General features: G+C 67.3%; 16 protein-coding genes. 12 read left to right on the forward strand and 4 right to left on the reverse strand.

The features are described 5' to 3' along the window. The first annotated feature begins 34 nt into the window (after positions 1–34). From ACFWB0_RS16230 to ACFWB0_RS16250, 5 genes are all read left to right on the forward strand, one after another. Positions 35–745, forward strand: a complete 711-nt coding sequence (locus tag ACFWB0_RS16230; protein WP_378491488.1) for an NUDIX domain-containing protein — start codon at positions 35–37, stop codon at positions 743–745. Between the two features lie 67 nt (positions 746–812). Then, a complete protein-coding gene (locus ACFWB0_RS16235; RefSeq protein ID WP_378491489.1) occupies positions 813–1,760 on the forward strand; it encodes an aldo/keto reductase in 948 nt (315 codons plus the stop codon). Between the two features lie 338 nt (positions 1,761–2,098). Next, entirely contained in the window at positions 2,099–2,533 is a 435-nt protein-coding gene (locus ACFWB0_RS16240; RefSeq protein WP_378491490.1) for a nuclear transport factor 2 family protein, read from the forward strand. Between the two features lie 208 nt (positions 2,534–2,741). Then, positions 2,742–3,653, forward strand: a complete 912-nt coding sequence (locus ACFWB0_RS16245; RefSeq protein ID WP_378491491.1) for a TIGR03619 family F420-dependent LLM class oxidoreductase — start codon at positions 2,742–2,744, stop codon at positions 3,651–3,653. Next, positions 3,650–4,168, forward strand: a complete 519-nt coding sequence (locus ACFWB0_RS16250; RefSeq protein WP_378491492.1) for a nuclear transport factor 2 family protein — start codon at positions 3,650–3,652, stop codon at positions 4,166–4,168. The genes ACFWB0_RS16245 and ACFWB0_RS16250 overlap by 4 nt, the downstream gene beginning before the upstream one ends. A 49-nt stretch (positions 4,169–4,217) precedes the next feature. Here the strand turns inward: ACFWB0_RS16250 and ACFWB0_RS16255 are convergent, their stop codons facing one another. Further along, positions 4,218–4,418, reverse strand: coding sequence for a hypothetical protein (locus ACFWB0_RS16255; protein ID WP_378491493.1), 201 nt, complete (start codon positions 4,416–4,418; stop codon positions 4,218–4,220). 2 nt (positions 4,419–4,420) lie between these two features. Next, positions 4,421–5,434 carry a biotin synthase BioB gene (bioB, locus tag ACFWB0_RS16260; protein WP_378491494.1) on the reverse strand — a complete coding sequence of 338 codons (1,014 nt, stop codon included), beginning with the start codon at positions 5,432–5,434 and terminating at the stop codon, positions 4,421–4,423. Positions 5,435–5,547: 113 nt separating this feature from the next. Here bioB and ACFWB0_RS16265 point away from each other — a divergent pair, with 113 nt between their 5' ends. From ACFWB0_RS16265 to ACFWB0_RS16295, 7 genes are all read left to right on the forward strand, one after another. Next, positions 5,548–6,174, forward strand: coding sequence for a TetR/AcrR family transcriptional regulator C-terminal domain-containing protein (locus ACFWB0_RS16265; RefSeq protein ID WP_378491495.1), 627 nt, complete (start codon positions 5,548–5,550; stop codon positions 6,172–6,174). 43 nt (positions 6,175–6,217) lie between these two features. Then, positions 6,218–7,567 (forward strand): SWIM zinc finger family protein, encoded by a 1,350-nt coding sequence (locus ACFWB0_RS16270; protein WP_378491496.1) that lies wholly within the window; start codon positions 6,218–6,220, stop codon positions 7,565–7,567. After that, positions 7,564–8,997 (forward strand): DUF5691 domain-containing protein, encoded by a 1,434-nt coding sequence (locus ACFWB0_RS16275; RefSeq protein WP_378491497.1) that lies wholly within the window; start codon positions 7,564–7,566, stop codon positions 8,995–8,997. The genes ACFWB0_RS16270 and ACFWB0_RS16275 overlap by 4 nt, the downstream gene beginning before the upstream one ends. Continuing rightward, a complete protein-coding gene (locus ACFWB0_RS16280; RefSeq protein ID WP_378491498.1) occupies positions 8,994–10,097 on the forward strand; it encodes an AAA family ATPase in 1,104 nt (367 codons plus the stop codon). The genes ACFWB0_RS16275 and ACFWB0_RS16280 overlap by 4 nt, the downstream gene beginning before the upstream one ends. Continuing rightward, positions 10,076–12,289: a DUF5682 family protein gene (locus ACFWB0_RS16285; RefSeq protein ID WP_378491517.1), complete on the forward strand. Its 2,214-nt coding sequence runs from the start codon at positions 10,076–10,078 to the stop codon at positions 12,287–12,289. The genes ACFWB0_RS16280 and ACFWB0_RS16285 overlap by 22 nt, the downstream gene beginning before the upstream one ends. A gap of 89 nt (positions 12,290–12,378) precedes the next feature. Continuing rightward, entirely contained in the window at positions 12,379–13,509 is a 1,131-nt protein-coding gene (locus ACFWB0_RS16290) for a VWA domain-containing protein (RefSeq protein WP_378491518.1), read from the forward strand. 81 nt (positions 13,510–13,590) lie between these two features. Continuing rightward, complete coding sequence (locus ACFWB0_RS16295) at positions 13,591–14,574, forward strand: iron-siderophore ABC transporter substrate-binding protein (protein ID WP_378491499.1); 984 nt, start codon at positions 13,591–13,593, stop codon at positions 14,572–14,574. 31 nt (positions 14,575–14,605) lie between these two features. Here the strand turns inward: ACFWB0_RS16295 and ACFWB0_RS16300 are convergent, their stop codons facing one another. Together ACFWB0_RS16300 and ACFWB0_RS16305 are read right to left on the reverse strand one after the other, a co-directional pair. Continuing rightward, positions 14,606–15,244 carry an MSMEG_1061 family FMN-dependent PPOX-type flavoprotein gene (locus ACFWB0_RS16300; RefSeq protein WP_378491500.1) on the reverse strand — a complete coding sequence of 213 codons (639 nt, stop codon included), beginning with the start codon at positions 15,242–15,244 and terminating at the stop codon, positions 14,606–14,608. Between the two features lie 59 nt (positions 15,245–15,303). Next, a complete protein-coding gene (locus ACFWB0_RS16305; RefSeq protein ID WP_378491501.1) occupies positions 15,304–16,050 on the reverse strand; it encodes a succinate dehydrogenase/fumarate reductase iron-sulfur subunit in 747 nt (248 codons plus the stop codon). Position 16,051 lies beyond the last annotated feature (1 nt).

Below are 16,051 nucleotides of genomic sequence, written 5' to 3' on the forward strand. Positions count from 1 at the left end.
CCGTTCTCGGGGTTTTCGACTTAGGGTCGAAAACATGCCATATAGTAACACCGGTCACGAAGTGCTCATCGTGGTGTTCCAGATTCGCCACTTCTCCGACGCCTCGGGCACTCCCCCGTCCGCTCCCGAACTCGGCGTTCTGCTATGGCAACGCGCACTCGACCCCCAGTCGGGCACCTGGTCACTTCCCGGCGGCCGGCTCCGCGACGACGAGGACCTCATGTCGTCCGCACGACGCCAACTCGCCGAGAAGGTCGACGTACGCGAGGTGGCCCATCTCGAGCAGCTCTCGGTCTTCTCCGATCCCGATCGGGTGCCCGGCGCCCGCACCATTGCGTCGACCTACCTCGGCCTGGTGCCGATCACCTCCGACCCACAATTACCCGGCGACACGTCATGGCATCCGGTCGCGGACCTACCCGAGATGTCGTTCGATCACCGGATCATGGTCACCAACGCACACGCTCGCCTTGCCGCGAAACTGTCGTACACCAACATCGCGTACGGACTCGCGCCCGCGGAGTTCTCGATGTCGACGCTGCGCGAGATATATTGCGCAGCAATCGGTTACCAGGTCGATGCCACCAATCTCCAACGGGTACTCGCCCGCCGGAAGGTCCTCACCCGAACCGGCACGACCGCACCGTCCGGCAAGAGCGGCGGCCGACCTCCGGCGCTGTATCGATTCACCGATTCCCGCCTGCGTGTCACCGACGAATTCGCAGCGCTTCGCCCGCCGGGATGACCGACCGGGTGTTTTCCTCTCCGGGAGTAGGGTGCGCGTGGTACATCACGCCGACGACAGGAGTGCAGTGGCAACAATCGGAAATTCCGAGCTCGATATCTACCCTCTTGCATTGGGCGGCAACACGCTCGGCTGGACAGCCGACGAGACCACGTCGTTCGAGATCCTCGATGCATTCATGGCCGCAGGCGGTAACTTCGTCGATACCGCCGACTCGTACTCCGCCTTCGCCCCCGGCAACTCCGGTGGCGAATCCGAGACCATCCTCGGAAACTGGAAAGCCGCTCGCGGTATCGGCTCCGAGATGATGGTGGCAACCAAGGTCGCCCATCACCCCGAATTCATAGGTTTGGCACCGGAGAATGTTGCGGCCGCCGCCGCCGCGTCTCTCGAGCGCCTACAGTCCGATCACATCGACCTGTATTTCGCACACTCCGACGATCCCGAGACGCCACTGGCGGAGACGGTGGCGGCGTTCGATGCGCTCGTCCAGAGCGGGAAGGTCCGTTACGTCGGCCTGTCGAACTACTCCCCCGCGCGCATCGCCGAGTGGCTCGCGATTGCAGACGAGGGCGGCTACGCCCGACCCGTGTCGCTGCAGCCGCACTACAACCTCGTGCATCGCGCAGAGTACGAACAGGAGTACGCCCCGCTCGTCGCCGAGCACAATCTGGGTGTACTGCCCTACTACGGACTCGCCGCAGGTTTCCTCACCGGTAAGTACCGGACGTCGGAGGATCTCGAGGCCGGCATTCGCGGGCGGATGGCCTCGCAATACTTCTCCGAGAGCGGGCTCGCAGTGATCGATGCGCTCGCCGAGATCGCGACCGCTCACGCCGTCGAGATTCCCACGGTTGCACTCGCGTGGCTGTCACAGCGTCCCGGCATCGCCGCGCCGATCGCGAGCGCAAGCCGCATCGAGCAACTCCCCGCATTGCTCGACTCGACGAGGCTGGTTCTCACCGATCTCGAGGCCGACCGTCTCACTTCGTTGTCGAACGCCGTCGAGGCATAGCCCTACGACGTCCCGGCGGTGATTCATTCGAGTCGATCCACGAACCGTCCCCCGGTGCCGGCACTCGAGACCGGCCCCGTCCGCTGACCCTCGATCGAGTGCGCAGTTGTTGTCTCTCCCTCTCGAAGAATGCGACAACAACTGCACACTCGACGCGGAAATCGGTTGCGCCGGCGACTCCCTCAACTTCATCGGTGTTCTCCCATTCCTCGCCATCCGCGGAACTCGGACGCTGAAGAGGTCTCCGCATCTGGTCTTGCCTGATCTCACTGAGCGGCAGATTCCAGTGAGCGGGCACAGTAGCCGGTGACAGATCCGAAGGCTGCATACTCGTCGCCATGAACACCCCGTCGGAACTCGCAGGCCGCTACGCACTCGCGGTCGATGAGCGAGACCGTGCCGCTCTGGCCTCCCTGTTCACCGAGGACGCCGAATTCGTGCAACCTCCCGCAGTGACCCGCGGCACCGAGAATGTGGTCACAGTAGGTGCCGGGGCGATCGTCGCGGTCGTACTCGACGGCACCGCACACCTGCACGCCACCCACCATGCCGTGCACCAGCAGGTCCTCGATGTGGAAGGCGACAGCGCCACCGGGACGGTGTACTGCCTGGCGCATCACCTGTATCGCGGTCGCGACGGTATACGCGACAACGCGTTCGCCATCCGGTACCGCGACGAGTACACGCGGGTGAAGGGCAGCTGGAAGATCGCGCGGCGGGAACTCGTCGTCGACTACATCGAGGACCACGCCGTCACCGTCCCAGGACTCTGACCACCCCGGCACCACGGCACGGTGCGCCGTACGCAGCACCCACCCGGGATGTCCGTGCGAGTCCCGTTCAGTGGAAACAGCTTCCGCGCGTCACGGCCCCCGTGTGATCCTTCGCAGAAATCCCCAGAACGTGAGAAGGGTCCTACATGAGCATCTCCACCGATCCACAGGTACAGTCCGGCGGTCACGCGCAGCGGATGCTCGGCCGGTGACCGCGTTGGAGGTCGGACTCAACGTCCTCGGCGCGGAGGCACTCTACGACGGCCGGATCCGGTCGGTGCTGGATCTGGCCGCCGAAGCCGACCGAGTGGGAGTCGATCTGATCTCCACCGGAGATCACGTCGGCTTCACCGCGGCTGCGCACGCCGAGCGAGTCGCCACCCACGGGTTCACCTTCGCACTGGAACATCCGTGGTTCGAGCCGATCTCGCTGCTGTCGTCGGTCGCGGCGGTGACCCGGCGCGCCCGACTCGGGGTCTCGGTGCTCATCGCGACCCTGCGTCCCCCCGTCCTGCTGGCCAAGCAACTAGCCACCCTGGACGCGCTCTCGGACGGGCGCGTCGCGATCGGAATGGGTGTCGGCTGGCAGGAGGACGAGTACACCGCAACGGGGATGCCGTTCGACGCTCGATTCGGCCGCATGGAACAGACCGTCGCGGCATGCCGGGAACTGTGGGGAACGCCGCCGGCCTCGTTCAGCGGACGTGGCTACTCGTTCGAGGACTTCCACTCGTATCCGCTTCCGGTACAAGCCCGCGTGCCGGTGCTGTTCGGATTCGGCCCGAGCCGGCGCAATTTCGAACGGATCGCCCGGGTGGCCGACGGCTGGACGGTCAACCCGACCGACATGACGACCTTCCCCGAGTCTGTCGCCCTGCTCCGGCAATGCTTCTCCGAGCAGGGTCGCGACCCCGACTCCATCAGGATCCAGGTGTCGGTGACACCGGTCCGCGACAGTTCCGGCTCAGTCGATCTGTCGGCCACTGCGGATCGGGCCCGCGAGTGGCACGCGCAAGGCGCGACCGTCGTGGTGTTCCGGCCGGTGGCATTCGGCATCACATCCGACGATATTCCGTCTCTGCTCGACTGGATGGTCGGACTCAAGGAGGGGACAGCGTGACCGACACGTCGCGAGCACTACAGGATCTTCTCGACAAGCAGGACATCCGAGAGGTGGTGCTGCGGTACTGCCGCGGCATCGACCGACTCGACTTCGATCTGGTGCGGGACTGTTACCACTTGGACGGCATCGACCACCACACCGGATTCGACGGCAACGTGGACGAGTACATCGCGTGGGTGAAGCCGCGGCTGGAGTTGCTCGGCGGCACGATGCACCATGTCGGCAACCATCTCGTCGAACTGTTCGGCGATGTCGCGATCAGCGAGGCCTATTCCACCAACACGCATTGGGGACATCCCGACCGCGACGATTTCACCAGTGGCGCGCGGTTCATCGATCTGATGGAGCGACGGGACGGACGCTGGGCGATCACCGAACGGTGGGCGGTCCGGGAATGGACCCGCTCCGATGCGGGCCGGATGACGACGCCGGAAGGACACGGCCCGCGCGGAAGCCGGGACGGATCCGACCTGCTGGCACATCTGCGGGCCCGAATTGCAGACCGGATGTGACTCGTCCCGCGCCCCTCGCGCGGTCGTGGTGCGGCCGGCCACGGCGCTCTCAGCACTGGTCGTCTCGCCAGGAATCGATCGTTCCGTGCCGTGAGCAGCGGGCCCACCATCCGTCGGGTGCGATCTGCACGATCATCCGACGGCCGCAATGGGCGCAGAACCGTGGCGGTTCCAGGCCTTTCACGACCGCAGAGGATCGGCCCGGGTCGATCCCATCGACGCTCTCGGCGCCGGTGTACGCATCGAACACCGTCAGATGCTCTCGCCGAGAGCCTTGATCGGCATCTTCAGTTCGTCGAGGAGGTCGAGGTCCGTCTCGGCGCGCCGACCGAGCGTCGTCAGGTAGTTGCCGACGATCACGGCGTTGATGCCGCCGAGGATGCCCTGTTTCGCCCCGAGATCGCCGAGGGTGATCTCACGGCCGCCGGCGAACCGGAGAATCGTGCGCGGCAACGCGAGACGGAAGGCCGCGACGGCCGCGAGCGCCTCCGACGCGGGCAGCACGTCGAGGTCGCCGAACGGGGTTCCGGGCCTCGGATTGAGGAAGTTGAGCGGAACCTCGTCGGGTTCGAGGGCGGCGAGGTCAGCGGCGAACTCGGCGCGCTGTTCGAGGGTCTCACCCATACCGAGGATGCCGCCGCAGCAGACCTCCATCCCGGCTTCGCGGACCATGCGTAGCGTCTCCCACCGTTCTTCCCACGTGTGCGTGGTGACAACCTGGGGGAAGAAGGATTTTGCGGTCTCGAGGTTGTGGTTGTAGCGGTGCACGCCGAGTGCGGCGAGCTGGTCCACCTGATCCTGGGTGAGCATGCCGAGCGAACACGCGACCTGGATGTCGACCTCCCCGCGGATGGCCTCGACGCCGGCCGCGACCTGCGCCATCAGCCTGGCGTCGGGCCCGCGGACCGCAGCGACGATGCAGAATTCGGTCGCTCCGGTCTTCGCGGTCTGCTTGGCGGCCTCGACCAGGGCGGGGATGTCGAGCCAGGCCGAGCGGACGGGTGAGGCGAACAGTCCGGACTGGGAACAGAAGTGGCAGTCCTCGGGGCACCCGCCGGTCTTGAGGCTGATGATGCCCTCGACCTCGACTTCTGGCCCACACCAGGCCATCCGCACCTCGTGGGCGAGCGAGAGCAGGTCTTCGAGCCGATCGTCGGGCAGGCGAAGGACCTCGAGGGTCTGGGCGCGGTCGAGCCCCTCGCCGCGTCGGAGTACCTGGTCACGTGCGAGCTCGAGGATGTCGACTCGGGCGGGGGCGTGTGTCACTGCGAACTCCTGAGGATCGAAACTTGAACACCGTTCACTTGAACAGCGTTCAGGTTAGGGTCGAGGTCCGATAGTGTCAACGCGGACCGACCACGAGAGAGGGAGAAAAGACCGTGCAGTTGCGACGCGGCGACGTCCTCGACGGCGCCATGGCGATACTCGACGAGTACGGCCTGGGCGACCTGACCATGCGTAAACTCGCGACCTCGCTCGGTGTGCAGCCGGGCGCGCTGTACTGGCACTTCCCCAACAAGCAGACCCTGCTCGGCGCGATGGCCGACCGAATCCTCGACGGCGTCGACGCACCACCGTCCGCCGACACATGGGAGGCCGCACTCACCCAACTCGCCTATCGCCTTCGCGGCGCACTGCTCGCCCACCGCGACGGCGCCGAACTGGTCGCCGCGACCTACGCCTCACGCCTGACGACCTCCCCCGCCCGCGACAGCCTCGTCACGGCCGCGCAGCGCGCGGGACTCTCCCGCGCGCACGCCGAACTCACCGGCTACGCGCTGCTGCACTATGTCCTCGGCCACACCGTCGACGAGCAATCCCGCCTCCAACTCGCCGAACTCGGGGCGCTCACCCGGTCGCCGATCTCTCCCGATACCGCGACCGAGAACGTCGCGACGTCGGACGACGACCTGCTCGACGGCGACCCGGCGGTCCGATTCGACTTCGGATTGACCCTGTTCGTCGACGGGATCCGCCGCCGCCTGACCGAACACGCATCGTCCTGATCGTTTACGGATCTGTCGGAGTGCTGCCGTACGTTTCTTCACCGTGACACCCCCCTGGACCCTCGAACAGATCACCGCGACAGCCCCGGATCCGGCGTCGATGGCGGCTGCCCGCCGGCTCTCGTCCGCATGGTCCGACACCGGACACTCCGAGCGGTCACTCTGGGGACTGTGCCGCGGTAGCGGGTCCGAGCCCTACGCCACCACAGTCGACCTCACCGGTCCCGCATTCCACTGTTCGTGCCCGAGCCGGAAGTTCCCGTGCAAGCACGCGCTGAGCCTGCTGACACTGTGGGCGGCGGGAAACACCCCGGAGGGCGCCGAACCGGCCTTCGCAGCCGACTGGCTCGACAGCCGATCCGAGAAGGCCGAACAAGCCGCCACCACAATCGGCGGCACCGCCACCGACGCCGAATCCGCAGCGAAGACACCCGACCCCGCGACGGCACAACGACGCGCCGAACGTGTCGCGGCGGGGCTCGACGACCTCGAACGCTGGCTCACCGACCGCGTCCGCAGCGGACTCGGGTCGATCACCCACGACTACAGCACCTACGACGCGGCGGCCTCCCGCATGATCGACGCGCAGGCACCGGGTATCGCCTCGATGCTCCGCAGCCTCCCAGGTGTCGCCTCCTCCGGAATCGGCTGGCCCGCAAGACTTCTGTCCGAGTACGGCCGGATCTACCTGCTCATCCGGGCATACCGCGACGTGACCTCGCTGCCCGAGCCTCTCGCCCGGTCCGTGCACACCCACCTCGGCTTCCCGACGAAGGCCGACGATGTCCGCCGCGAACCCCCCGTCCGCGATCACTGGCAGGTACTTGCCACCCGCATCACCGAGGACAATCGCATATACACCCGAAAAGTGTGGCTACGCGGACGCACCTGCAGACGCTGGGCGATCCTGCTCGACTTCGCTCACGGCACGCAGCGGTTCCCGGACGCAGCGCCGATGGTCGGCACCGCCATCGACGCCGACCTGCACTTCTACCCGGCCGCCGCACCACTGCGCGCCCAGCTCGGAACTCAGCACGGCCCTCCGGCGCAGATCTCGTCGCTGCCGGGAACGGACCTCGACGATGCACTGACCGACTACGCCGATGCGCTGGCCGCCGACCCGTGGACGCGGTCGTGGCCCATGCTCCTCGACGCAGTGACCCCCGTCCGCTCCGACGACGGCTGGTATCTCGTCGACGAAGACGGCCGGGCACTGCCCCTCGGAGGTGACGACAACGACCGGTGGCGGCTGCTCGCGGTCGCGGGCGGGCGTTCTGCGACGGTGTGCGGCGACTGGGACGGACGCACCGTCACTCCCGCCGCACTGTTCGCCGCGGCCGACTTGTCCGACACTGCCGACTTGTCCAGCACCGCAGAAGGGGCGCCGCAGTGAGCAGTACCGGTATCGACACACTCACCACAACGGCGCTTCTGGGGACGGCTCGCGCGACACCGACCTTCGATTCTCTGCACACCGCCGACGACGCCGCCGCCACGATCGGCACCGCCGAGCATCGCCTGCTCGCCGCGGCAGCACTCGAATCGGTGTTCCTCGCAGGAGGAACTGTCCCCACTCCTCATCCCCGCCCCGGCGTCGCCCCCCACGACACCCGCCCCGAACTTCCTCCCGCCGCGACGGAGAGATTCCTCGGCCTCCTCACCGTCGGATCCGATCTCCTGGACGAATGGTTCAGTGCCGCAGCACGATTCAAGTCCCCAGCCGAGCTGGTCGTGAACCTACTGGATCGGGCGACATCCACCGAAGGCACGCACCGCGCGGCACTGATCGCACTCGCCGGGCCGCGCGGCCAGTGGGTCGCGGCGCAGAATCCGCGGTGGACACCGCTGCTCGAACCCGATCCGGCCGACGACGACATGTGGCTGCACGGAACACCGGCCAGGCGACGCGCGTGGTTCGAGGATCTACGCGCCGCCGACCCTGCCGCCGCGACCGCGCGACTGGCAGCCGTGTGGGCATCGGAGAACGCGGCGACACGACTCACCCTCCTCGAGTCACTCTCCCCCGGGCTCGGCACCCACGACGAAGAACTGCTCGAGCGAGCCCTCGACGATCGCAGCGGCAGAATCCGCGAGGTCGCCGTAAGGCTCCTGCGCCGCCTCCCCGAGTCTGCGTTCGGCCGCCGCATGGCACAGCGGGTACACGACTGGACACGAATCGACGGATCCACCCTGTCCATCTCGCTACCCGGCACGCTCGACGCCGCCGCCCTGCGTGACGGTCTCGAGGTTCGGGGCCCGAGCAGGCTGGGCACGGTCGAGGCGCACCGCGCGTGGTCGCTCGCCGCCTCTGCACCGCTCGCCGCGTGGTGCGACGCCGACCGCACCCCCGACGACGTCCTCGCATCGGAAGTCTCCAACGATCTCGGCGACCCGCTGAGACAGGGATGGGACACTGCCACCGCCTGTCACCACGACGAACAGTGGGCGAGCGCACTACTCCGCCGCGACGGGACAGTGGGCGAACTCGTCGCCGGCGCGCTCCCCCGTGCCGTCCTCGTCGAGCACCTGCGCCGGGCATCGGACACACAGTTGCTCGACACGATCCTGCTCGACGCACTGACGGCGCCGTGGCCTGCCGACGTCGCCGAGAGAGTGCTCTCGGCTCTCTACACCGCCGCAGCACCGAAGTCGAACACGTTCCGTTCGCTGACCACCTTGCTCGCGCACCGCGCACCGTACGAGGTGGGCGACCTGTTCGCCGACGCCGCCACCCGCACCGACAATCTCGACCGGCTGAACCGCTTCGCCACCGCCGCAGACATCCTGAATCAACGCCGTACCCTTCACGAGGAGTTGAGTTGACCGACAACGTCATCGACGAGCAGACACTGCTGCGCCCCCACGCGGAACAGCAGTATGCCGACGAGCTCGCCGTGCTCGCCCGACTCGACGACCGTCCGCGCCCACCGTCGTGGCAGCTGTCCCCGTGGGCAGTCGTGACCTATCTCCTCGGCGGCGAGCTGTCCGACGGCACGGTGATCTCACCGAAGTACGTCGGGCCACGCCGCCTCATGGAAGTGGCCGTGGCAACCCTCGCGACCGATCGCGCGTTGCTGCTGCTCGGTGTTCCCGGCACGGCGAAGACCTGGGTCTCGGAGCATCTCGCGGCTGCGGTCTCCGGTTCCTCGACCCGGCTGGTGCAGGGCACCGCAGGCACCGCGGAGGAAGCGATCCGATACGGCTGGAACTACGCGCGTCTGCTCGCCGAGGGCCCGTCACCGGCAGCGCTCGTTCCGTCACCGATCATGACCGCGATGCGCGACGGCGCGATTGCGCGTGTCGAGGAGCTCACCCGTATCCCGGCCGATGTGCAGGACGCGCTGATCACCGTGCTGTCGGAGAAGACGTTGCCGGTGCCGGAGCTGAGCATGGAGGTGCAGGCGGCGAAGGGTTTCAACGTCATCGCGACGGCCAACGACCGCGATCGCGGGGTCAACGATCTGTCCTCCGCGTTGCGCAGGCGCTTCAACACCGTGGTGCTACCGCTGCCCGCCAGCGAGGAGGACGAGGTCGCGATCGTCGCGCGTCGGGTGGAGCAACTCGGGAGATCCCTCGAGCTTCCACAGGTGCCTGCCGCCGCAGAGGAGATCCGCCGTGTCGTGACGGTATTCCGGGAGTTGCGGTCGGGCGTGACCACCGACGGGCGGACCAAGCTCAAGTCCCCGTCGGGCACGCTGTCCACGGCCGAGGCGATCTCGGTGGTCACCAACGGTCTGGCGCTGTCGGCGCATTTCGGCGACGGTGTGCTGCGTGCGTCCGATGTCGCGGCCGGGATTCTCGGTGCGGTCGTGAAGGACCCCACGGCCGACCGGCAGGTGTGGATCGAGTACCTCGAGGCCGTGGTGCGTGAGCGCACCGACTGGGCCGACTTCTACCGGTCCTGCCGCGAGGTCACCGGGTGACTGAGTCCGCTCAGGTACGGGTGCTCGGGATCCGGCATCACGGCCCGGGTTCCGCCCGTGCGGTACTGCGTGCCCTCACCGAGTTCGAACCCGATACCGTCCTCATCGAGGGGCCGTCCGACGCCGACCCGCTCGTCGCACTGGCCGCCTCCGACGATCTGCAACCGCCGGTGGCGCTGCTCGCGTACGCCACCGGCGAACCCGCGACCGCGGCGTTCTGGCCGCTCGCCGCGTTCTCGCCGGAATGGCAGGCACTGCGCTGGGCGATCCTGCACGACGCCGACGTGCGGTTCTGCGACCTACCCGCGGCGCAGATACTCGCTGCAGACAAGGCCCCCGAGCAGGATCGACCGGATCCGCTCGTCGCACTCGCTGCCGCGGGTGGGTACGACGATTTCGAGCAGTGGTGGGACACAGTCGTCGAGTCGGGGACACCGGGCGACGGCCACGATCACATGGCCGATTTCGACGCGATCACCGCGGCCATGGCCGCGCTCCGCGAAGACAACGTACTCGACGACCACACCGCGCAGCGCGAGGCCCACATGCGTCAGGTGCTGCGGAGCACCATCAAGGCCGGCGCGTTGAAGATCGCGGTGGTGTGCGGCGCGATGCACGCCCCAGCACTGACGGGCAAGCTCGGTCCAGCGGCGCCGGATGCGCGGCTGCTCAAGGGACTTCCCAAGGTCAAGACGTCGCTGACGTGGGTGCCCTGGACACATTCGCGGTTGGCATCGACCTCGGGGTACGGCGCGGGAATCACCTCCCCCGGCTGGTACCACCACCTGTTCACCCAGCAGCAGGACACGATCACGCGGTGGCTCACCCGGGTCGCACGAACGCTGCGGGAACGCGATCTTCCCGTCTCGAGCGCTCACGTGATCGAAGCGACCCGACTCGCCGACACCCTGGCCGCGTTGCGCACTCGCCCGATCGCCGGGCTCGCCGAGGTTACCGAGGCCACCCGCGCGGTGCTGTGCGACGGCGACGACGTACTCCTCGAGTTCGTCACCCGCACTCTCGTCGTCGGGGAAGCCCTCGGCAGTGTCCCCGACGACACTCCCACAGTGCCGCTCGACGCCGACCTGCAGGCCACGTCGAAGACGCTGCGGCTCAAACGCTCTGCGCAGAACAAGGCTCTCGATCTCGACCTGCGGAAGCAGAACGATCTGGGACGCTCGCGGCTGCTGCACCGGCTGCGGGTACTCGGCATCCCCTGGGGTGCGCCGCGCGCCGGCGACGTGCGATCGACGGGTACGTTCCGCGAGACCTGGGCTCTGCAGTGGGATCCCGAGTTGTCGGTCGCGATCGTGGAGGCGTCCCGCTGGGGCACGACCGTCGAATCCGCCGCTCGCGCGCTCGTCCTCGAGCGGGCCCGCGAACGCGACACCACTCTGGCGCAGGTGGTCGGCCTTCTCGAAGAAGCGTTGCTCGCCGACCTGCGCGACGCGGTCCCCGAGCTGCTCCGATCGATCGACACCGCCGCCGCACTCGATCACGACGTCGCCCATCTGATGGCGGCGCTGCCCACGTTGATCCGCACCCTGCGGTACGGCGATGTGCGCGGCACCGACCTGTCGTCGCTCACACACGTCGTTGATGCCCTACTGGTACGTATCTGCGCAGGTCTGCCCGCTGCAGCGGCAGGTCTCGACACCGACGCGGCCGCCGCGCTGCGCCGCGAGGTCGACGCCGTTCACGCAGCGCTCGCTCTGCGCGACGCCGCCGCGTCCACGCAGCGGTGGCTCGACACCCTCGCTGTCATCGCCGATCGTGACGAGGTCGACGGCATCCTCACCGGCCGGGCCGTGCGGCTGCTCCGCGACATGGGTCGCATCGACGAACGGGACACCGCGGTGCGTGTGTCCCGGGCTTTGTCGATCGGCAGCGAACCCGCGGCGAAAGCCCGCTGGATCGACGGGTTCGTCGGCGACGGTGCGCTGCTGCTCATCCACGATCGGGCACTGCTGACCCTGATCGACCGCTGGGTGTCGGGGCTGCACGGGCAGGACTTCGTCGACGTCCTTCCCGTACTGCGCCGCACGTTCGGCGGCTTCGACGCGACCGAACGGGCAACGCTCGGCGCTGTTCTCCGTGGCGGTGCGACGGTCCGCACCGCCGCCCCCGTCGATGTCGAACGCGGCCGACGTGCCGTGGCCGCAACGGCACTGATCCTGGGAGTGCGCGCATGACAACGTCTTCGGACCCCTTCACATCGACCGATATCGATCAGGTCGATGCAGCGTTACCGGAAGATACAGGGCCAGCAGACCAGGAGCGGATGCGCCGCTGGCGTCTACTCCTCGGTGAAGCCGCGGAGGAATCGACCTGCGCCCTCCGGTCCTCGAGCGATTCCGCGATGGACGGCGCTCTCGCCGCGCTCTACGACCGTCGCGACTCTGCCGACGGAAGTGGTCCGCGCAGCGCAGGTCTCGGTTCGTCGGCACCGCGTGTCGCGCGGTGGCTCGGCGATATCCGCACGTACTTCCCCACCTCGGTGGTGCAGGTGATGCAGCGCGACGCAATGGACCGGCTCGGCTTGATGCAGCTGCTGCTCGAGCCGGAGATGCTCGACGCCGTCGAACCGGACGTCCATCTCGTGGGAACGCTGCTGAGCCTGAACCGGGTGATGCCCGAGACCACGAAGGCCACCGCCCGGATGGTCGTCGAGAAGGTGGTCCGCGCGATCGAGGAGAGAATCGCCCAGCACACTCGCGCCGCGGTGACGGGAGCACTGAACCGCTCGGCGCGCACATCCAATCCGAAGCTGCGCGACATCGACTGGAACCGCACGATCCGCGCGAATCTGGCCCACTATCTGCCGGAGCATCGGACGGTGGTGCCGGAGCGCCTCATCGGATACGGACGGCGGTCGCAGGCCGTGCAGCGCGACGTGGTTCTGGCGATCGATCAGTCGGGGTCGATGGCGTCGAGTGTGGTGTACGCATCGGTGTTCGGCGCTGTGCTCGCGTCGATGCGGGCGCTGCGCACGTCACTGGTCGTATTCGACACGGCCGTGGTGGATCTGACCGACAAGCTGGCGGATCCGGTCGATGTGCTGTTCGGTACGCAACTCGGCGGCGGTACCGACATCAACCGGGCGATCGCATACAGCCGGTCATTGATCACGCGTCCCACCGAATCGATGTTCGTTCTCATCTCCGACCTGTACGAAGGTGGTATCCGCGCGGAGATGCTCACACGGATGGCTGCGATGAAGGACGCGGGCGTGCAGGTGGTGGTGCTGCTGGCGCTGTCCGACGACGGTGCGCCGTCGTTCGACCGCGACAACGCCGCCGCCCTTGCCGGACTCGGCATCCCGGCGTTCGCCTGCACACCCGACAGGTTCCCGGAACTGTTGGCCCTGGCGCTCGAGCGCGGCGACATCGGCCGATGGGCGCAGTCTCTCTGACCGTGCGCAACCACACCTGTCGCAGAGTTAGGATGTCCTGGCCTAATCCACACTCACGTGGTCAACGGAACGAGGACACCTGTGAACATTCGAAGTGCGGCCTTCATCGCCGCCGCGGCTCTGGTCGTCGCCGGCTGCGGTTCCAGCAGCGACGAGCCCTCCGGCGACACCGGCGCGGCCGGCGACGGCGCCTTCCCCGCTACCGTCGAGACCATGTTCGGTGAGGTCACCGTCGAGTCCGCGCCCGAGCGGGTTGCGGCACTCGGATGGGGCGACGCGGAAACCGCACTCGCGCTCGGTGTGCAACCGGTGGCGGCGAGCGACTGGCTCGCATTCGGAGGCGACGGCGTCGGCCCGTGGGCCGAAGGGATGTACACCGAGTCACCGGAGATCATCGGCACCATGGAGCCGTCGTTCGAGCAGATCGCCACTCTCGCACCGGATCTGATTCTCGATACGGCAAGTTCGGGTGAACAAGCACGATACGACACGCTCTCCCGGATTGCCCCGACGGTGGGCCCACCGGAAGGCGCCACCGCGTACCTGACACCGCGCAACGACCAGATCACGATGGTCGCGACCGCACTCGGCGTTCCCGAGAAGGGCGACGAACTGGTGAGCGACATCGACGCGCAGTTCGCACAGGCCGCTGCCGACCACCCGGAGTTCGAGGGGAAGACCGTGACGGTCGCGGCCTACACGGCCGACGGATGGGGCGCCTACGTCTCCCGCGACGCCCGCGTGCAGTTCATGCAGGATCTCGGGTTCGTGAACAATCCGGAGGTCGAGGCCACCGCGTCCGAGAACTTCTTCATCCCGATCTCGGACGAGAACCTCGCAATGCTCGACGCCGATCTGCTCATCGTGATGCCGATCTACGTCGACTCCGCCGAGGTCACCGACAATCCGTTGTTCCAGCAGCTCCCGGCAGTACGTGACGGACGTATGCTCCTGCTCGACAGCGGATCCGACATCGCCAATGCCATGTCGGTGAACACGGCGCTGTCGGTTCCGTTCGCCCTCGAGGCAGTGCTGCCGCAGGTGTCCGAGCGCGTCGCCCCCTGACGCCTGGTAGGCGTAGTAACAACCTGGGTGGTCAGTACAAGAACTCGCGGTACGACTCCTGCCGGGCCGGTTCGAGTTCGGAGACGTCGAGGTGGTGCTGCTGAGCGATCATGTCCCGGATCGCCGGAACCGAGCGCTGATCAGGCCACGTCGACGGCTCCCACAACTTCGCGCGGAGCAGTGCGCGTGCACAGTGCAGGTAGGCCTCGTCCACGCGCACGATCACGGCGAGCTGTGCGGGTTTGCCGGACATCGCCAGTTCGGCGAGGAGTTCCGGATCCGTGGACAGCGACGCAGTGCCGTTGACGCGGACGACCTCTTCGTTGCCCGGCACGATGAACAGAATTCCGACATGCGGGTTCTCGAGGATGTTGCGGTACGAATCTGCGCGCCGGTTCCCTGGCCGGTCCGGCAGGATCAGGGTCTTCTCGTCCGGGAAGAGCACTGTACTGACCAGGTCGCCGCGAGGTGAGCTGTCGCAGTGCCCGGCCGCATCGGATGTTGCCAGCACGAAGAACCGTGCCTGCGCGATGAAGTCGCGCATCAGCGGTGTCGTGAACGGCGTGGTCTTCTCTTTCATCGCCGGGAACGGCTCGCCGACTGCCGCCTCCAGTTGTTCGATCGTGTCGATCCTCGCGCGGACGAGATCGTCGATCCTGCTTGCCTCCACGGGCTCCACCTCCGCCCGGGACGATACCCAACGGGTCGGTGCGCGGATCCCGCAGTACCTCAGCGCCGGAACAGTGCGTTACCGAGCCACACGATCGGGTCGTACCGGCGTCCTGCGACGCGTTCCTTCATCGGGATGATCGCGTTGTCGGTGATGTGGATGTTCTCCGGGCACACCTCGGTGCAGCACTTGGTGATGTTGCACAGGCCGAGCCCGTCCTCGTCCTGCGCGGCGTCCCGGCGATCGGCCACATCGAGTGGATGCATCTCGAGTTCCGCGAGCCGGATGAAGAACCGTGGTCCGGCGAAGGCGTCCTTGTTCTCCTCGTGGTCGCGGACGACGTGGCACACGTTCTGGCACAGGAAGCATTCGATGCACTTGCGGAACTCCTGGGATCGCTGCACATCGACCTGCTGCATGCGGTACTCCCCCGGTTCCAGGTCGGCGGGCGGAGTGAACGAGCGGATCTGCCGCGCTTTCGCATAGTTGAACGACACGTCGGTCACGAGGTCGCGGATGATCGGGAAGGTCCGCATCGGGGTCACGGTCACGGTCTCGTCCGGGTCGAACACCGACATGCGGGTCATGCACGTGAGGCGGGGCCTGCCGTTGATCTCGGCCGAACACGAACCGCATTTACCTGCCTTGCAGTTCCATCGCACCGCGAGGTCGGGGGTCTGGGTTGCTTGGAGCCGGTGCAGGATGTCGAGCACGACCTCACCTTCGTTCACCTCGACGGTGTAGTCGTGCAGGTCTCCGCCGTCGACGTCGCCCCGCCATATCCTGAATGCGGCTCGGTAGCCCATG

The sequence above is a fragment of the Rhodococcus sp. NPDC060086 genome (assembly GCF_042730275.1).
Classification (GTDB): Bacteria; Actinomycetota; Actinomycetes; order Mycobacteriales; family Mycobacteriaceae; genus Rhodococcus.

Excerpts from the sequence above, each read along its gene's own strand:
- ACFWB0_RS16230 (WP_378491488.1), top strand. The coding sequence starts at position 35 with ATGCCATATAGTAACACCGGTCACGAAGTGCTCATCGTGGTGTTCCAG.
- ACFWB0_RS16240 (WP_378491490.1), top strand. The coding sequence starts at position 2,099 with ATGAACACCCCGTCGGAACTCGCAGGCCGCTACGCACTCGCGGTCGAT.
- ACFWB0_RS16290 (WP_378491518.1), top strand. The coding sequence starts at position 12,379 with ATGCGCCGCTGGCGTCTACTCCTCGGTGAAGCCGCGGAGGAATCGACC.
- ACFWB0_RS16305 (WP_378491501.1), bottom strand. The coding sequence starts at position 16,050 with ATGGGCTACCGAGCCGCATTCAGGATATGGCGGGGCGACGTCGACGGC.